General features: G+C 38.2%; 15 protein-coding genes. 12 read left to right on the top strand and 3 right to left on the bottom strand.

Translation table 11 applies throughout. The features are described from left to right. Positions 1-197 precede the first annotated feature (197 nt). The 9 genes from FR7_RS16370 (at position 198) to FR7_RS16325 (ending at position 9,768) form a co-directional block, all read left to right on the top strand. A complete protein-coding gene (locus FR7_RS16370; RefSeq protein WP_007950308.1) occupies positions 198-857 on the top strand; it encodes a GntR family transcriptional regulator in 660 nt (219 codons plus the stop codon). 25 nt (positions 858-882) lie between these two features. Beyond that, positions 883-3,252 carry a glycyl radical protein gene (locus tag FR7_RS16365; protein WP_007933386.1) on the top strand — a complete coding sequence of 790 codons (2,370 nt, stop codon included), beginning with the start codon at positions 883-885 and terminating at the stop codon, positions 3,250-3,252. 9 nt (positions 3,253-3,261) lie between these two features. Continuing rightward, the gene (locus FR7_RS16360; RefSeq protein ID WP_007933384.1) at positions 3,262-4,182 is read left to right on the top strand and encodes a glycyl-radical enzyme activating protein; all 921 of its coding nucleotides are present in this window, start codon (positions 3,262-3,264) and stop codon (positions 4,180-4,182) included. 678 nt (positions 4,183-4,860) lie between these two features. Further along, complete coding sequence (locus FR7_RS16350) at positions 4,861-5,418, top strand: RNA polymerase sigma factor (protein ID WP_007933383.1); 558 nt, start codon at positions 4,861-4,863, stop codon at positions 5,416-5,418. Between the two features lie 13 nt (positions 5,419-5,431). Then, positions 5,432-6,463, top strand: a complete 1,032-nt coding sequence (locus tag FR7_RS16345) for a hypothetical protein (RefSeq protein WP_007933382.1) — start codon at positions 5,432-5,434, stop codon at positions 6,461-6,463. Positions 6,464-6,551: 88 nt separating this feature from the next. Next, positions 6,552-7,208: a protease complex subunit PrcB family protein gene (locus FR7_RS16340; protein ID WP_007933381.1), complete on the top strand. Its 657-nt coding sequence runs from the start codon at positions 6,552-6,554 to the stop codon at positions 7,206-7,208. A 112-nt stretch (positions 7,209-7,320) separates the two neighbouring features. After that, on the top strand, positions 7,321-8,016 hold the full coding sequence (locus FR7_RS16335) for an SIMPL domain-containing protein (RefSeq protein WP_007933380.1): 696 nt from the start codon (positions 7,321-7,323) through the stop codon (positions 8,014-8,016). Positions 8,017-8,288: 272 nt separating this feature from the next. Further along, a complete protein-coding gene (locus tag FR7_RS16330; RefSeq protein WP_026084561.1) occupies positions 8,289-9,227 on the top strand; it encodes a DUF1848 domain-containing protein in 939 nt (312 codons plus the stop codon). 145 nt (positions 9,228-9,372) lie between these two features. Further along, on the top strand, positions 9,373-9,768 hold the full coding sequence (locus tag FR7_RS16325; RefSeq protein WP_007933378.1) for a pyridoxamine 5'-phosphate oxidase family protein: 396 nt from the start codon (positions 9,373-9,375) through the stop codon (positions 9,766-9,768). Positions 9,769-9,865: 97 nt separating this feature from the next. On the opposite strand, the gene FR7_RS16320 is transcribed toward FR7_RS16325, so the two are convergent. After that, the gene (locus tag FR7_RS16320) at positions 9,866-10,357 is read right to left on the bottom strand and encodes a GNAT family N-acetyltransferase (RefSeq protein ID WP_007933377.1); all 492 of its coding nucleotides are present in this window, start codon (positions 10,355-10,357) and stop codon (positions 9,866-9,868) included. A gap of 157 nt (positions 10,358-10,514) precedes the next feature. Between FR7_RS16320 and FR7_RS16315 the strand changes: the two genes are divergently transcribed. Both FR7_RS16315 and FR7_RS16310 read left to right on the top strand, forming a co-directional pair. After that, entirely contained in the window at positions 10,515-11,354 is an 840-nt protein-coding gene (locus FR7_RS16315) for a Cof-type HAD-IIB family hydrolase (RefSeq protein ID WP_007933375.1), read from the top strand. 202 nt (positions 11,355-11,556) lie between these two features. Next, positions 11,557-12,060, top strand: coding sequence for a ferritin-like domain-containing protein (locus FR7_RS16310; RefSeq protein WP_007933373.1), 504 nt, complete (start codon positions 11,557-11,559; stop codon positions 12,058-12,060). 91 nt (positions 12,061-12,151) lie between these two features. On the opposite strand, the gene FR7_RS16305 is transcribed toward FR7_RS16310, so the two are convergent. After that, positions 12,152-12,631: a hypothetical protein gene (locus FR7_RS16305; protein WP_007933371.1), complete on the bottom strand. Its 480-nt coding sequence runs from the start codon at positions 12,629-12,631 to the stop codon at positions 12,152-12,154. Positions 12,632-12,877: 246 nt separating this feature from the next. On the opposite strand from FR7_RS16305, the gene FR7_RS16300 reads away from it, so the two are divergent. Beyond that, on the top strand, positions 12,878-13,309 hold the full coding sequence (locus FR7_RS16300) for a hypothetical protein (RefSeq protein WP_007933369.1): 432 nt from the start codon (positions 12,878-12,880) through the stop codon (positions 13,307-13,309). 83 nt (positions 13,310-13,392) lie between these two features. Here FR7_RS16300 and FR7_RS16295 read toward each other — a convergent pair whose 3' ends face one another. Further along, the gene (locus tag FR7_RS16295; RefSeq protein ID WP_007933367.1) at positions 13,393-14,358 is read right to left on the bottom strand and encodes a 1,4-dihydroxy-2-naphthoate polyprenyltransferase; all 966 of its coding nucleotides are present in this window, start codon (positions 14,356-14,358) and stop codon (positions 13,393-13,395) included. Between the last annotated feature and the right edge of the window lie 98 nt (positions 14,359-14,456).

The raw sequence follows: 14,456 nt of genomic DNA, 5'->3' as shown, positions 1-14,456 counted from the left end.
TTAGATTCTGTGAGAATCTAAATATCCCATTTTTATAGTGCAGAATCAATAGTTTTAGAAGATGAAAGTAACAATAATTATCGAATATATACTGTATACAATCGATAATATTATTTACTGTATTGGCAGGGAAGCGTATAATAAAGAAAAGATTTTCGAAAATCGAAATTAAATTTGTTACATGTTATAATAATGCTATGAAAAATAATAATTATAAAACGAATACAATCTCACACCGCAGTATACCTACTGCTATTACAGAAGCTCTTCGTGAAAGAATTTTAAATGGTGATCTGCAGGGGGGAATACAGTTAAAACAAGAAGAATTAGCTCTGCAGTTCAATGTAAGCATGAGTGCCCTGCGAGAAGCATTAAAAAATTTGGAAGCGGAGGATTTAGTAAAATTCTATCCTAACAGAGGGGCTATTGTGAGTGAACTGAGCGCAGAGGAAGCAAGAGAAATATTTGATATTCGTCAATTTCTTGAAATCGGTGCATTAGAGTTATCGGTTCCTCAGTTGACCACAATTGACTTAGAAGAAGCAGCGATAGTTTTAAAGCAGCTAGAGAATGAGAGGAATAGCAGTCAATGGGGCGAGTTAAATAAACAGTTTCATGAAATTTTATATCGGCAGGCAAGACGGCCCCGCTTACTGAAACTAATTCAAGTCATGCATAACAATGTTGAGCGCTATATGCGCTTGTATCTTGTATCAATGAATTATCAGCTCACATCTCAAAAACAGCATTGGGATTTACTTAATGCTTGTAAGAACAAGGATGCTAAATTAGCTAAGAAAATACTAAAGAAGCATATGGCTGATGCCAGTGAGCGTTTATCGGAGTTTCTATCCTAACTATTTTTTGATAGGAGGCAGCAAAATGTCCAGTCACAGAATTGAAAAGTTTAAACAATCCTATATTCATTCTAAACCTTCGATCAGTATTCATCGGGCGGTTGCTTTTACTCAATCCCACAAGGAAACAGAGGGGCAATCGGTGATTATTCGAAGAGCAAAAGCATTTCATGCTGTATGCAGCAGTATTCCAATCACTATTTTTGATAATGAACTCATTATAGGATCAATTGGCGAATTTCAAAGATCAGGAATTGTCTGCCCGGAATATTCCTGGAAATGGGTTGAGCAGGAAATGGATTCTTTTAGTACTCGGAGCCAGGATCAATATCAGATTAACGAAGGAGACAAAGAGATCCTTCGAAGGGAGATCTTTCCTTACTGGCGGGGCAAATCACTGGAAGAAACATTCCTATTACGAATTAACGACGAAACAGCCAAACTTTTAATTGATACAGGTGTTATCGATAATGATTCTAAGTGGAGAAGTGCAGTTGGTGAAATTACTGCGGACTATCAAGATATTATTTTCAAAAAAGGTTTTGAGGAGCTAAAGAGGCATGCAATAAATTGTATACAAGAATTAGAGCCTACCACCAAAGAGGCACTGGAAAAAATTGATTTTTACAAGGCTGCTGTCTTAGTTTGTGACGGTATTATTACTTTTGCTCACCGCTATTCCGATAACGCATTGGAATTGGCAGAAGAGGAGAGGGATTCCAAACGGAAAAACGAACTTTTGGAAGTGGCACGGATCTGCAGAAAAGTTCCGCAGTATCCTCCTGAGACCTTCCATGAAGCAATTCAAATGGTTTGGTTTACACAGCTAGGTTCTATACTGTCAGAGAATTCATTAGCTCTCAATTTGGGCAGATTTGATCAATATATGTATCCTTTTTTTACTCATGACGTAAAAGCAGGGATTATTAATGAAGCGCAGGCACAAGAATTAATCGAATCCCTTTGGTTGAAACTTTCTGAATGGGTCTGGGCAATTTCAAGCAATACGGCTCAATTTTTTGCAGGCTACAATTCGTTTCAAAATTTAACCATTGGCGGAAGAACGAGAGATGGAAAAGATGCAACCAACGAACTTTCGTATATGTGCTTAAAAGCTACGGAAAATGTGAAAACCCACCAGCCTGGACTTAGTGTGCGCATTCATCCGGACAGTCCTGATGAATTTTTATTGGCGGTATGTGATCTTATTAGTGTCGGAACTGGATTTCCGGCAGTTCACAATGATCGGGTTGGTTCCCAGATGCTCTTGGCTGCAGGATTATCGCCGGAGGATGCACGGGACTGGAGTAATTGCGGCTGCGTAGTACCTCATTTTAGAAAAGTTGGCGAATGGACCTCAGCAGTTAATCTAAATTTAGCTGCTGCTGTTGAATATGCCCTAAACAGCGGAAAAAGCCGGATCACCGGCAAAGTGATGGGACTTCTGGAAAAAGATATTGCTGCGTTTAAGAGTTATGATGAGGTTAAAGAGGCTTTTTTGCGGCAGCTTTCTCATTTGATTAAGCATTCTGTCATCGGAACGGTAACCGCCCAGCAAATACACGCAGAAATGGTGCCTCGCCCCTATCTTTCTATGCTCGTAGATGGTTGTATGGATAAAGGTGTTGATTTGAGTAAAGGGGGAGCCAAATATAATGTTGGTCCAGTCATTACTGGAATCGGAGTGGCTGATGCTGCTAATTCTCTGATCGTTATCAAAAAGTTGATTTTTGAAGAAAAGAAATATACCTTAGAAGAGTTGGGTAAAGCACTGGCTGTCAACTGGAAGGGGTATGAAGAGATGAGAAAAGACGTACTGGCTTGTCCTAAGTATGGTAATGATGAAGATGAAGTTGACAGTATTGCTGTAGAAATTACTGATTTTTATAATAAAGAAATTAAATCCTATAAGGATTATTTTGGATCGCCATTTAACTCTGCATTCATGGGGATTTCCAATTACATCCCCGCAGGAAGTATTATTGGTGCAACCCCTGATGGCAGGAAATCCATGACTCCTTTAACAGAAGGGGTATCGCCGCATGCCGGCACGGATATTACCAGTCCAACGGCTGCGATGCGGTCTGCTGCTAAAATCAATCATGATGTACATTCCGGAGGTACTCTGCTGAATGTTAAATTTTCGCCAGATCTGTTAAAAACGCAGAGGAACAAAAAGAACCTTGCTTCTATCATTCGCGCTTATTTTTCTCTGGGTGCATTTCATGTTCAATTTAACGTTATTTCCACGGAAATATTACGAAAAGCACAAGAACAGCCAAATGATTATAAAGATTTGCTGGTTAGGGTGGCAGGTTATAGTACACAATTTGTTAATCTTTCCAGGGAAGCGCAAGATGCAATTATCGAAAGAACAACCTATGAAAGTCTATAGCGTGATCCTATGAAGGATAGTGATCAGATTGCTGGCAGTGTATTTCAAATTCAGCGATGGTCAGTTCACGATGGTGATGGAATTCGAAGTACTGTTTTTCTAAAAGGATGTCCTTTACGATGCAAATGGTGTGCTAATCCTGAATCCTGGAATATCAATCCTGAAATCTTATACTTTCGGGATCGATGTACAGGATGTGCACAATGTTCCTTGGCTTGTAATCATCAGGCAATTCCAATGGATGGGGGCATTCCTCTTTCTTTTGCCAGAGAGAAATGCTGCTGTTGTGGTGATTGCTGTGAAGTCTGCCCCAATGGCGCAAAGAAGATGATCGGATCATTAATGACAGTAGAGGAAGTCATCAAGATCCTTAAGCGAGACAGCATTTTCTATCGGGAATCGAAAGGGGGAGTTACCTTTTCTGGAGGAGAGCCATTTGCTCAAAGTGAGTTTTTGAGAGAACTGATTCTAGCTTGTAAAAGGCTTGCAATTGATACTGCGGTTGAAACCAGCGGATATTTTGAGTGGAAAGATGCAGAAGATAGTATTAAAGAATTAGATACTGTATTTATAGACATTAAACATATGGATGAAGAAGTTCATAAAAGGCTGACTGGCGTTAGTAATCGGAAAATCCTTGAGAATGTCCTTAGAATCTCTCAGAAACATCACGAGGTTATCATTCGTGTACCTTTAATCAGCGGGGTGAATGATGATCGAAAGAATATTGAACAAATGTGCCAATTTCTTCAGGAAAATACCAGGATTCTTGGTGTAGAGCTTCTTCCTTATCATTCGCTTGGGCATAGTAAGATGAATGCCTTAGATCGTGAGGGATGGGAAAGCTTCAGCACACCTGATGCAGAAAAAATGGAACAGGTAAAAAAAATCATAGCAGAATACAGCATTCAGAATATCGATTTTAAATGACTTTATTGTGCAGCTCATTACGAACCGTATATAAAAGTGCCTTCAGTTCAATACTGTAGGCACTTTTATTATAGTATCTATTTGGATGTATAAGTTTTATAGGTAGAAAAGATTTTATGAACCACAAAGGAGTGCACAAAAAATAAAACCCTTTGTGTCCTTTGCGTCTTTGTGGTTAGATTTCTTTTCTCTTTGTCATTATCAAGAAAAGCCCTTTAAAAAGGGTATAGAAAATGCGTGGAAAAAAATAATCGAACCGCAGAGACGCAGAGAACACAGAGAAAAGATAGATAGGGTTAAAAATTTCCTCAGCGCCCTCTGCGTCTCTGCGGTTAAATCGTTCTATTTGCTCTGTTTGTCATTATCAAAAAAGCTCCTTAAAAAAGTATCGGATGTCTTTTCTGACACTCCTATGATTTATTTCATGGCCGTTGCGAGCATAGCGAAGCAATCCCAATTCCTTCAGTCCGTATGCAATGACAAAAGGGTGTGCAGGGATTGAATAGAATTTGGAGTATATGGTAGTAGAGATGATGTCTTTTCTTTTAATGCAGCTGTTTTTTATACGATAAGTAGGATTGGGGAAATGTAGTATTAAAAGATGGCGTTACTTTTTGGGCATTTATAACGTTAGGATAGATAGGGAATGTTTTTTACTTAGGAGATGGTGATTGTTACGTGACCGATGAAAACAGATTAATTACAAAAGCAAAAGATGGAGATCGGGAAGCCCTAAATACATTGATTTTACATTATTGGCAGCCGGTCTATAGACTTATATATAGTAAGACCGGTAATGAGGATGATGCAAGGGACTTGACCCAGGAAACGTTTATGAAGGCATTTCGCTCATTACCTCGATATAAAATCCTTGATGTACCATTTAAAAGCTATCTGGCGAGAATTGCCATAAATTCAGTGACTGATTTTTGGCGTAAGAATGGGCGAGCACCTCAGATTGTTAACCTTACTGAATTTCAGGAAGCCATTATTGATAGCAGGGAGAATCCTGAAGAATATATTTTGCGTATGGAAGGACAAGAGCAGATTGTCAATTTAGTTGAAAGTTTGCCAGAGGAGCAGCGTCAGGCGATAAAATTACGAATTATTTTAGGATTATCCATTCATGATGCTGCCATGCAGATGAATAAGACGGAGTCAGCAATTAAGATGCTTCAGCAGCGAGCTTTGAAAAATTTACGAAAAATGTGTTTACGTGTCGGCATACTACAATGAGGAGGTGGAGCGGATGTTAAAAGATAAAGAATATGATCAGGAAGAAGAACTTTCACAAGGTTTAGATCAGTTACATGATGGTAAACAGTCTGCTCTACAGGATGAGGAAGTGAAGGAATTGATAAAGCTAGCTGCTGCTGTTAAACAGTCTTATCAGCAAGAGGAGCTGCCAAGAGGATTAATTGGTGAAATGGCCGATACGTTGTCGGCAGAATTAGGGGCACAAAAGATAAAACGGCGCAAAAATTGGCTGTATGGTGGTGTTATTGGTACTGTAGCTGCAGTATTTATAGCTGGTTTTCTACAATTCTTATTGCCGCAGACACCTAATTCTAATAGTGCACAGACAACAGACGATAGCATAGAAAAGCAGCAATTCGCAGCGATTACGGATCAAGCTGCTAATTTGGATATTGCACAACCGAGGGAGGAAAGTACTTCCAAACAGGTGGAAGCAGACCAGAAGGAGGAATCTTCCAACTCTAATATGACAGACAAAAAGGCTGCTGATTCGCTGCCGAAGGTAATTGCAGAAATATTCCAAGGAACAGAAGCACCGCCCAAAGAGGACAAATCGAATCAGATAGCTGCTCTTCAGCAAGATGCACCTCAAGAGATAGCCAGGCAAAGACGATTATTCATGGATGAGAAGATAGTTGATTCTCCTAAAGCAGAAGAGCAGAATCAGTCTAAAATTGATACAATGGTGGTAATCCCGAACCTGGAAGCACAGTCTATAAAGATAGATGATGTCCGCAGAGTTGTGCAGCAAGTCTATCATATAGGGAGTAATGATGAAATTATCATTACTCAAAAAATGTCAGATGATAATCAGATAAAGAGTAAAGCGAAGATAAAACAAGGCACAGCCCAGGATACTGTAGAAAGTGCAGCAATGGAACCTTTTATGAAAAAGGCAGGAGAAAGTATGAACAGTATCACAGTGAAGGTTGACAAATATGATATTACAATTGAAGGCAAAAAATCAGCAGAAGAACTGCAAAAGATTGCCGATTCTTTAACGGTAAAAGAAATAAAGCCATAATGTAAATAAACGTAATACAATCCGTTACCTTTTGGATTATATTACGTTTATATCTATGAATGACTAAATCGTCATAAGGAGGAAAAAGATGAACAGGAATTTAAAACAATTTGCGGCAGGGGCAGCGATTGTGACTTCCATTGGAATGCAGATGTTAATGCCCAGTTATGTCGATGCTGCTGTGAAAACAGTTGATTTGGAATCATCCATTTTTGCCAGTGCAGAAGCTATAAATCGAAATACCAGCAAGATAGAGCTGGCTAGCCCTTCAGAATGTGATACCTCTGATAAATCGGTAAAAACAAAGGTATTGTTTAAAACGAACAAGTATAAAGATTGGAAATTCTATCGGTCTGAGTATCCGCAAGAGATGTCTTTTACTGCCATTGACAATCATAATGGACGGTTAACTTATAACAATCGTATTTCAAAGGAAATAGTAAATCAGTTTAAAGAATCAAAGTTTACAAATAAGCTTATATTATTTGCAAATATGGGAGCGTCTTCAGCGCAATCGGATATTGGCATTGAGAAAGTAACAGTAAGCGGCAGGAATATGACTGTATATGTCCATACAAAAAGCCCGCATCCTGACCAGTTTATTACGATGAATATCATCTATCCAGATGATTACGTTGCGATTGATCGCAGCCTTATTGAAGGGCAAGGTACGATGAAGATCACCTTTATTGACCAGAATGGGACGATCATCGGCAAAGACAAGCTGAAGATAAAAAAAGAATAATAGTAGAAAAAAAGCCGTTACTTATTTCAGAGTAAGACGTTTTACATTATAGAAGGGCAGCAAGAAATGGCTTTTGCTGCTTAGAAGGTTAAAATTATTGGAGGTATATGAAATGTTAAAAAAGATTATTTTATTAATTGCGATGAGTGTATTAATAGCCGTCCCAGTCTTTGCAAATGAGGCTCCCAAAACAGTGATACAGGTAACAGGAAACAGCCAAAAAGAAGTTAATCCTGATGTGGCGCGGATTACTTTTTCCATCAACTCGGTGAACGCCAAGCTGGAAAAAGCAAAGAATGATAATACTCAAATTGCAAATCAAGTATTTGCTAATTTAAAAGAGCAGGGAATTACACAAGAGCAAATCAAAACCAATACATACCAAGTTGACCCGGTTTATAACTATGAAAAAGAAAAGTTACCAAAATTAGAAGGATACCGTGTAACCAATACCCTTGAAATTCGTACTTCAATTGATAATGTGGGAATTTTGGTGAATGAAATTACAAATGCAGGTGCTAATGAAATAAACTCCATTCGATTTGAAACAGCAAACGAAACAGACAGCAAAAATGAAGCATTGAGAGATGCTATTGGAGATGCTTTGAAAAAGGCAGACGTAATTGCCGCAGCATTGAATAAAAGAGTTGCGAATGTAACACTCGTAAATGAATCAGGTGTATTTTATCGCCCGGTCATGATGGAAAGCAGGATGTTAAAAGCCTCTAGCGACGGAGCAGCACCGAATATTCCAGCTGGAAAGGTAACCGTAGGAGCAACTGTACAGGTAACGATTGAGTTAGAATAGAAATCAATTTAGTTCCTCGTCTGCGTTAAAACTATAGATAATTTAGTGAAGATTTTTTCGACCAGCAAGGCGGAGAAGCCGCGCAAATCGGGAATCTGTAAGGAGACGACTACTAGGAGTACACAACAGCGTAATGCTGCTTGTGTACTCTTTTTACTTTGGATAAAGTAAGCTTCTAAATAGAAGCAGGTTAATCTTAGCATTTGGCAAATACTTATAGTTATAGAAAGATTGATTATATACGAAAATTTTGCTATTGGTGGTGAGAGAAACTGATTATAAGTGCCAGCAGACGCACCGATATTCCAGCATTCTATTCTGATTGGATTGTGAATCGCTTAAAAGAAGGCTTTGTATATACGGTGAGCCCAATGAATCCTAAGCAGGTTAGTAAAGTCCCTCTAACTGCCGATGTTGTGGATTGCATTGTTTTTTGGACAAAAAATGCCCAGCCGATATTAAATAAGCTGGATGTCATCAATGGGATGGGTTATTCCTATTATTTTCAATTTACGATTACTCCTTATGATCATAGGATAGAGCAGAACTTGGCGGATAAAACTAAAATTACGGAAGGGTTTAAGGCATTGAGTGAGAAAATTGGCAGGCAGAGAGTAATCTGGCGCTATGATCCTGTTATTATAAGTAGCAGCTTTTCAGAGGAATATCATCTTGAACAATTTTACAACATGTGCAGTTCCCTTAAGGACTACACAACAAAATGTATTTTCAGCTTTGTAGAATTATATGACAAAATAAAGAAGCGCACAAAAGGTATCATTGATCAGGAAGTCGATTTTGAGAAGCGGAATAAGATCGCTTATGCTTTCTCTGAAATCGCAAAAGGTCACAAACTTTCGTTAGAAACATGTTCGGAAAAAATAGATCTTAGTAACTATGGTATTATGCATTCTTCCTGTATCAATCAAACAACAATTGAAACTATTATCGGGTATTCTATCAATGGAAAGAGAGATCTGAATCAAAGACCGCATTGCGGCTGTATCGAAAGTATCGATATCGGTGCCTACGATTGTTGCTCTCATGGCTGTGTTTATTGCTATGCTGCATCGAATGAAAATAGGATCTACCAGAATATGCGGCGGCATGACCGTCATTCGCCTCTGCTCTTTGATCCACCCTATACGGATTATAAAGTAAAGGATCGCATAGTTACCTCTCTGAAAAACGGACAAGTTTCATTGTTCTAAGTAAATATAGCGTATATTGCACGTAAGAGTGAAAGACTAAATGAAATTAAGAGTACGGTAGTATTTTTTGAAAAAACTAGCTGTATACTATTATTTAGGAGTATAATAATAAGTATACAAAAAAATGAAAAAAGGAGTAATTGCGATGAATGAAGTACTTAACTTTCTGAAAGACAATCCAACGTTTTATCTTGCCACTGTTGATGGGAATATACCTAAAGTACGGCCCTTCGGGTTTGTTATGAATTATGAAGGTAAGCTGCATTTTGGTACCAGCAACCAAAAAGATGTGTACAAGCAGCTCAAAGCAAATCCACATTTTGAAGTATCTACAACATCTCAAACCGGTGAATGGCTGCGTTTGAAAGGTAAAGCCGTTTTTAATACGAACAAGCAATCTAAGCAGGCAGCTTTCGATTCTGCACCTTTTTTAAGCCAAATCTATAGTGTTGATGATGCTATCTTTGAATTATTTTATATTGAAGAAGCAGAGGCTACATTTCGCACGATGAAGGGTGATTCTAAAACCGTTCAATTTTAATACAAGAGTTACATATCTATCATAGAAAGACAATAAGAAGCAATGAAGGAATTTCCTCATTGCTTCTTATTGTTAAATTTACATATCAGTAAGATCCTCAGAATGTAAGCGTCATGTCAAACCACTGGGAGCCGCCGTGTGTTGATTTAGAAAGCCCGTTGTTCACGTAGCCCAATGATTCATAATAATGGACTAACTGATCTTTACACGTCAGAATAACGCTTTTTCGCCCTGTATTCTTAGCGGCCAGGATCAAATGATTCATTAATTGAGCCGCGATTCCCTTGCGACGGTACTCTGGAATTACATCCAGACCAAAAACAGCTAGGTTTTGCCCATTTGGTATATGATGCTGTGTGCTGGAAAATAGTTCATCATAGATTACAGGACTATTGGTGATGCATCCGTTCACAAAGCCGATTATAACTCCCTCTTTTTCAGCTATAAAAAAGCATTCGGGAAAGGCCGCAATCCTTGCCTTTAATGACTCACGTGTTGCTGCTTCCGCTGCAGGAAAGCAAATCGTTTCTATTTCAGCTACACGCTCAAAATCCTCTGGTTGAACGTTTCGAATTGTTATTTCTATCATACATATCCTCCTAAGAACAAGTATTATAAATAATGAGATCTCCATTATACCATAGATTATAAAGGCAAAGAGAGAATGAAATCGTAATGCGGATGCTTTTTGTATATACTATAGATACATGTAATATTGAAGGCATAAGAGGAGCAGGGGTGTTGATATGGCATATAAATTAGTCTGTATTGATATTGATGGAACACTTCTTACTAAAAAGCATACCATTACCAAAAGAACAAAAGACATCCTCATGAAAGCACATGAACTGGGGGTTCATATCGTCATTAGTACTGGACGAATGTATACGGATGCAGAATATTACTCCAATCTTCTTGGTGTACAGTCTCCAGTAATAGCATCAAATGGAGCATTTATAAAAGAAAAAAATAACGATATAGTAATTTACAAGGATGTCCTTGGTTCAGAGGTATCATTAGAACTGCTGAAGATTTTTCGCAAACATCAAATAAAGCCTTATTTCTGTACACCCCATAAATTTTATTATGGTAATATTATGTTTAAACTTTTCTATTTAGGAAGCCAAATATGGGGTGTAAGGAGCAACAAACTGGACCTGCAGTATGTATTTTCCTGGGGTCAGTGGCAGAAGGTATTACATAAAGAGCAAGATAATATTGTAAAAAGCGAGGTTATTTATAGAAATCCTGCGTTAGTTTCTGCCTTAAGGAATGAATTAATGAATGTGCCACAATTAGAAATCGTTGATTCTTCCAGATATAATATCGAAATTACCCGCAAAGGAGTTTCTAAAGGCAAAGCGGTAGCAATGCTGGCGGAATTTTATAAACTAAAGCGAGAAGAGATCATTACCATAGGCGATAGTGCAAACGATATATCGATGATTGAATTTGCCGGCATGGGTATTGCTATGGGAAATGCTTTGGATATCGTAAAAGCAAAGGCGGATTACATAACCGATTCCAATGACAATGAGGGCGTAGCGAATGCCATTAATAAGTTTGTTTTAAATGATCGCTTTTGAATCAATCGTAAATATAGCTTGGCCTAGAAGGTATTTAAGAATGATCATTTAAAGAAAGAATAATAACATCTTGCAGGAATTTTGTATTTTATGGTAAATAGGAGTAATAACAGTTTATTTTAAAAGGATAATAACAGGATAAATTAGGGAAAATTACTCACCTAGGATGGGTTCATAATCTGAAAATAGGAGAGGATAGATCATGGATATTTTTGATTTCGCATTGCAAATGGAATTAGATGGTGAAAAGTATTATCGGGATTTGGCTGAGAAAGTAAAACATGATGATCTTAAAAAAGTTTTGGAGGGTCTTGCAGAGGATGAGCAGCGTCATTATAAAATTATTCAGTTAGCGCAAAGTCAAACATTTAATTCCATTGCTGATTCTTCTTTAAGCAGCATACCCAATGTTTTCTCTAGAAATAAAGATAAAGCGTTTGTTCCGGAAAAGGACCTTATTGCAAAGCTGAAAGATGAGCAATCTGATGTTTATCGTGCAGCGCTGCTAAAAGAAGAAGAGAGTGTTGCACTTTATAGAAAACTACAAGAGGATTCAAAACAGCCAGAAGCAAAACTTATTTTTGAAAAATTGATGCAGGAAGAAGAAAAACATGTAGAAGTGATTGAAAATATTATTGACATGCTAAACCATGTTAATGATTGGGTAGAGGCAGCAGAGTTCAACCCTAAAAGAGATGCATATTAATAAAGAAAGGCACTACATGCTAGTGCCTTTCTTCATGCCTTTTCTTATAACAGCGTATCTGGCAAGCATATTGTCTATCATCATGATTTAACTACTTTTTCAGTGATATCGTTAGGCCGCTGCCAGCAGCGGCTCCACCAATTGTAAAAGGTATATCACAGAAATCGGCACCCGGACCTGCATATAGAATATTACAAACATTGATGGCAACGCATGTTCCCACTGGGAATGTTGTGCCTGATACAACAAAATCGATTTCGGTAATAATGTCGTCGAAAATATTACAGGTAAATGAGCTGAGATTGATAGCGGCAGCTGGTCTTGTCAACTCTAATAGAATAAATTCACAATCTTCTTCGACTTTTACATCGATATCCAATTTTGGCGGTTTACAGTACTTATCGTCTTTTTTACATTTTTCATCTTCATGTTTGTGTTCTTTGTCGCAACAGTCGTGTCCTGGACGATCACCGATTAAGCCTCTAAAACGCCCAGTCAGCACCTGATAATCACGAAGAACTAAGGTTACATGAAGGCAACCACCGAAATCAAAATCTTTGGGGAATCCCATATTGATATCTCTCCTTTATACAATTTAATTTACTGCTTACTCTATAATATGAAACTAGTTATGTAATCGTTACTTGTGAACTAGATATGACAACATAAATTTTATTGTCCAGATGATTTTCAAAGAACGGTTAATGCTGCCTTACAATGGTGTTAATTTCTTTACAAAAAAAATTCTAATCATCACGTTCCCATTTCTATTGAATAGAATAAAGTAAACAAAAATATGATTAGGGAGTTGAACATTTTGTCGATAAAGCAGCGTCCTAATGGATTTAAACTTGATTTCGGTTCGACAGTAACAATTCTTACGACTGCCGTTGCCGACACCAAACATTGCAAGCGAGTAAATGGGCAAGGTGTATTTACTGGCGTTGTTCTTGAAGAATCTCAGCTCAGATTAAACAGGAGTCCCAAACAGGTACTGGTTTCTGTGGATGGCTTAAGTACGTTTCAAGATGATAGTAAAAAGGAAGCAGAAAACTGCTGTTGTCAACAACATGGCTGGGAAGAACAGAAATCCTACTATCAAACGGACTGTGGGGAACCTAAAGATGAAATCAAAACAACGCAAGAATTTGTGATTTTGTCTTTGACATGTCCGTCGTTTCCATTTACCCCAGGACAGATCGTTTGGATCAGCCTCGATCAAATCATTGCTTTGGCCGTACTTTGCTAAAACTAATAATGATAAACGAAAAACTCCTGTCAGACTCATGTGAGATATGAGCTGCAGGAGTTTTTTGTTCATGGGTGCAGAGGCTATAAAGTCATAGTATAGTGGGAAGACCAATACTGGATGAGCAGCCCCAGAACCAAAGCAAAGCCAAAAAGAGTATTGGTTTGTGCTGTTGCTACCATAGCTGGTGCTAGGGATTCTGGAGTTGTATTCTTAAGAAAAATTCGTGAAGCTTGGAAGGCCCTGGGTATACTTATAAAACATAAAAGCGACCAAAGGGGCAGCAGGTCAATCGTCACTAAGAATAAGATCCATAAGTAAGAAAAGATAAACATTCCGATTAAACAGTAGGTTGCTTTGGTTCGCTTTAAAAGAATCGCCAGCGTTTGTCGGCCATGTCTTCTATCGTCTTCTAAATCACGCAGATTATTAGACATTAAAATAGCTCCGATTAATGTTGAAGTAGATATAGAGCCCATGACAGCTATGGTAGTGATAGTACCAGCTTGAAGATAAAAGGAAATCACAATAATGACGAGTCCCATACAAGTACCTGAAATCAGCTCACCAAAAGGTGTTGCTGAAAGGGGAAAGGGACCGCCGGAATAGAGATAGCCTACAGCAGCACAGCAAAGACCAATGGGCAGCAGCCACCAATTGCTTTCCTGGCAAAGATAGAGTCCCAGTAAGATCGCAGTAGCCACGGTGCATTGTGCAACAGCTAAGATTTGCCGGGGGTCAGCGCCATATCTAACAATAGCACCACCGATCCCCAAAGAATGTTCGTGGTCCAAACCACGCTTGTAATCGTAATATTCATTAAATATATTTGTTGCAACTTGAATGAGAATACTTGCTAAGAGCATAATAAAGAGTAAGTCCAGACGGATTTGATGAGAAGACAGGGCTAAAACGGTGCCAATAGCTACTGGAACAAAAGAGGCTGTTAGGGTGTGCGGACGAAGTAGTTTCCACCAAATACTCCATTTCTGTCTAATAACTGGAGTAAGTGCCTGTATCGGTTGTCTGACTTGTTGCGGTGTATGCATATTCTGACACCTTCTTCTATATTATTATCATTTTTTTATATAGTTCCATATTATCGAGAAAAGTCCTTTATCTTCATTCTTCATAGGACATATACAGA

Origin of the sequence: Pelosinus fermentans DSM 17108, assembly GCF_000271485.2 — a bacterium.
GTDB classification, from domain to species: domain Bacteria; phylum Bacillota; class Negativicutes; order DSM-13327; family DSM-13327; genus Pelosinus; species Pelosinus fermentans.
The sequence above is the reverse complement of the archived record's forward strand: the minus strand, read 5'-3'. Positions and strand labels throughout refer to the sequence as shown.

Bases quoted from the DNA above. Each gene is read 5' to 3' on its own strand.
- FR7_RS16370 (WP_007950308.1), top strand. From the start codon at position 198: ATGAAAAATAATAATTATAAAACGAATACAATCTCACACCGCAGTATA.
- FR7_RS16365 (WP_007933386.1), top strand. From the start codon at position 883: ATGTCCAGTCACAGAATTGAAAAGTTTAAACAATCCTATATTCATTCT.
- FR7_RS16360 (WP_007933384.1), top strand. From the start codon at position 3,262: ATGAAGGATAGTGATCAGATTGCTGGCAGTGTATTTCAAATTCAGCGA.
- FR7_RS16345 (WP_007933382.1), top strand. From the start codon at position 5,432: ATGTTAAAAGATAAAGAATATGATCAGGAAGAAGAACTTTCACAAGGT.
- FR7_RS16340 (WP_007933381.1), top strand. From the start codon at position 6,552: ATGAACAGGAATTTAAAACAATTTGCGGCAGGGGCAGCGATTGTGACT.
- FR7_RS16335 (WP_007933380.1), top strand. From the start codon at position 7,321: ATGTTAAAAAAGATTATTTTATTAATTGCGATGAGTGTATTAATAGCC.
- FR7_RS16325 (WP_007933378.1), top strand. From the start codon at position 9,373: ATGAATGAAGTACTTAACTTTCTGAAAGACAATCCAACGTTTTATCTT.
- FR7_RS16320 (WP_007933377.1), bottom strand. From the start codon at position 10,357: ATGATAGAAATAACAATTCGAAACGTTCAACCAGAGGATTTTGAGCGT.
- FR7_RS16315 (WP_007933375.1), top strand. From the start codon at position 10,515: ATGGCATATAAATTAGTCTGTATTGATATTGATGGAACACTTCTTACT.
- FR7_RS16310 (WP_007933373.1), top strand. From the start codon at position 11,557: ATGGATATTTTTGATTTCGCATTGCAAATGGAATTAGATGGTGAAAAG.
- FR7_RS16305 (WP_007933371.1), bottom strand. From the start codon at position 12,631: ATGGGATTCCCCAAAGATTTTGATTTCGGTGGTTGCCTTCATGTAACC.
- FR7_RS16295 (WP_007933367.1), bottom strand. From the start codon at position 14,358: ATGCATACACCGCAACAAGTCAGACAACCGATACAGGCACTTACTCCA.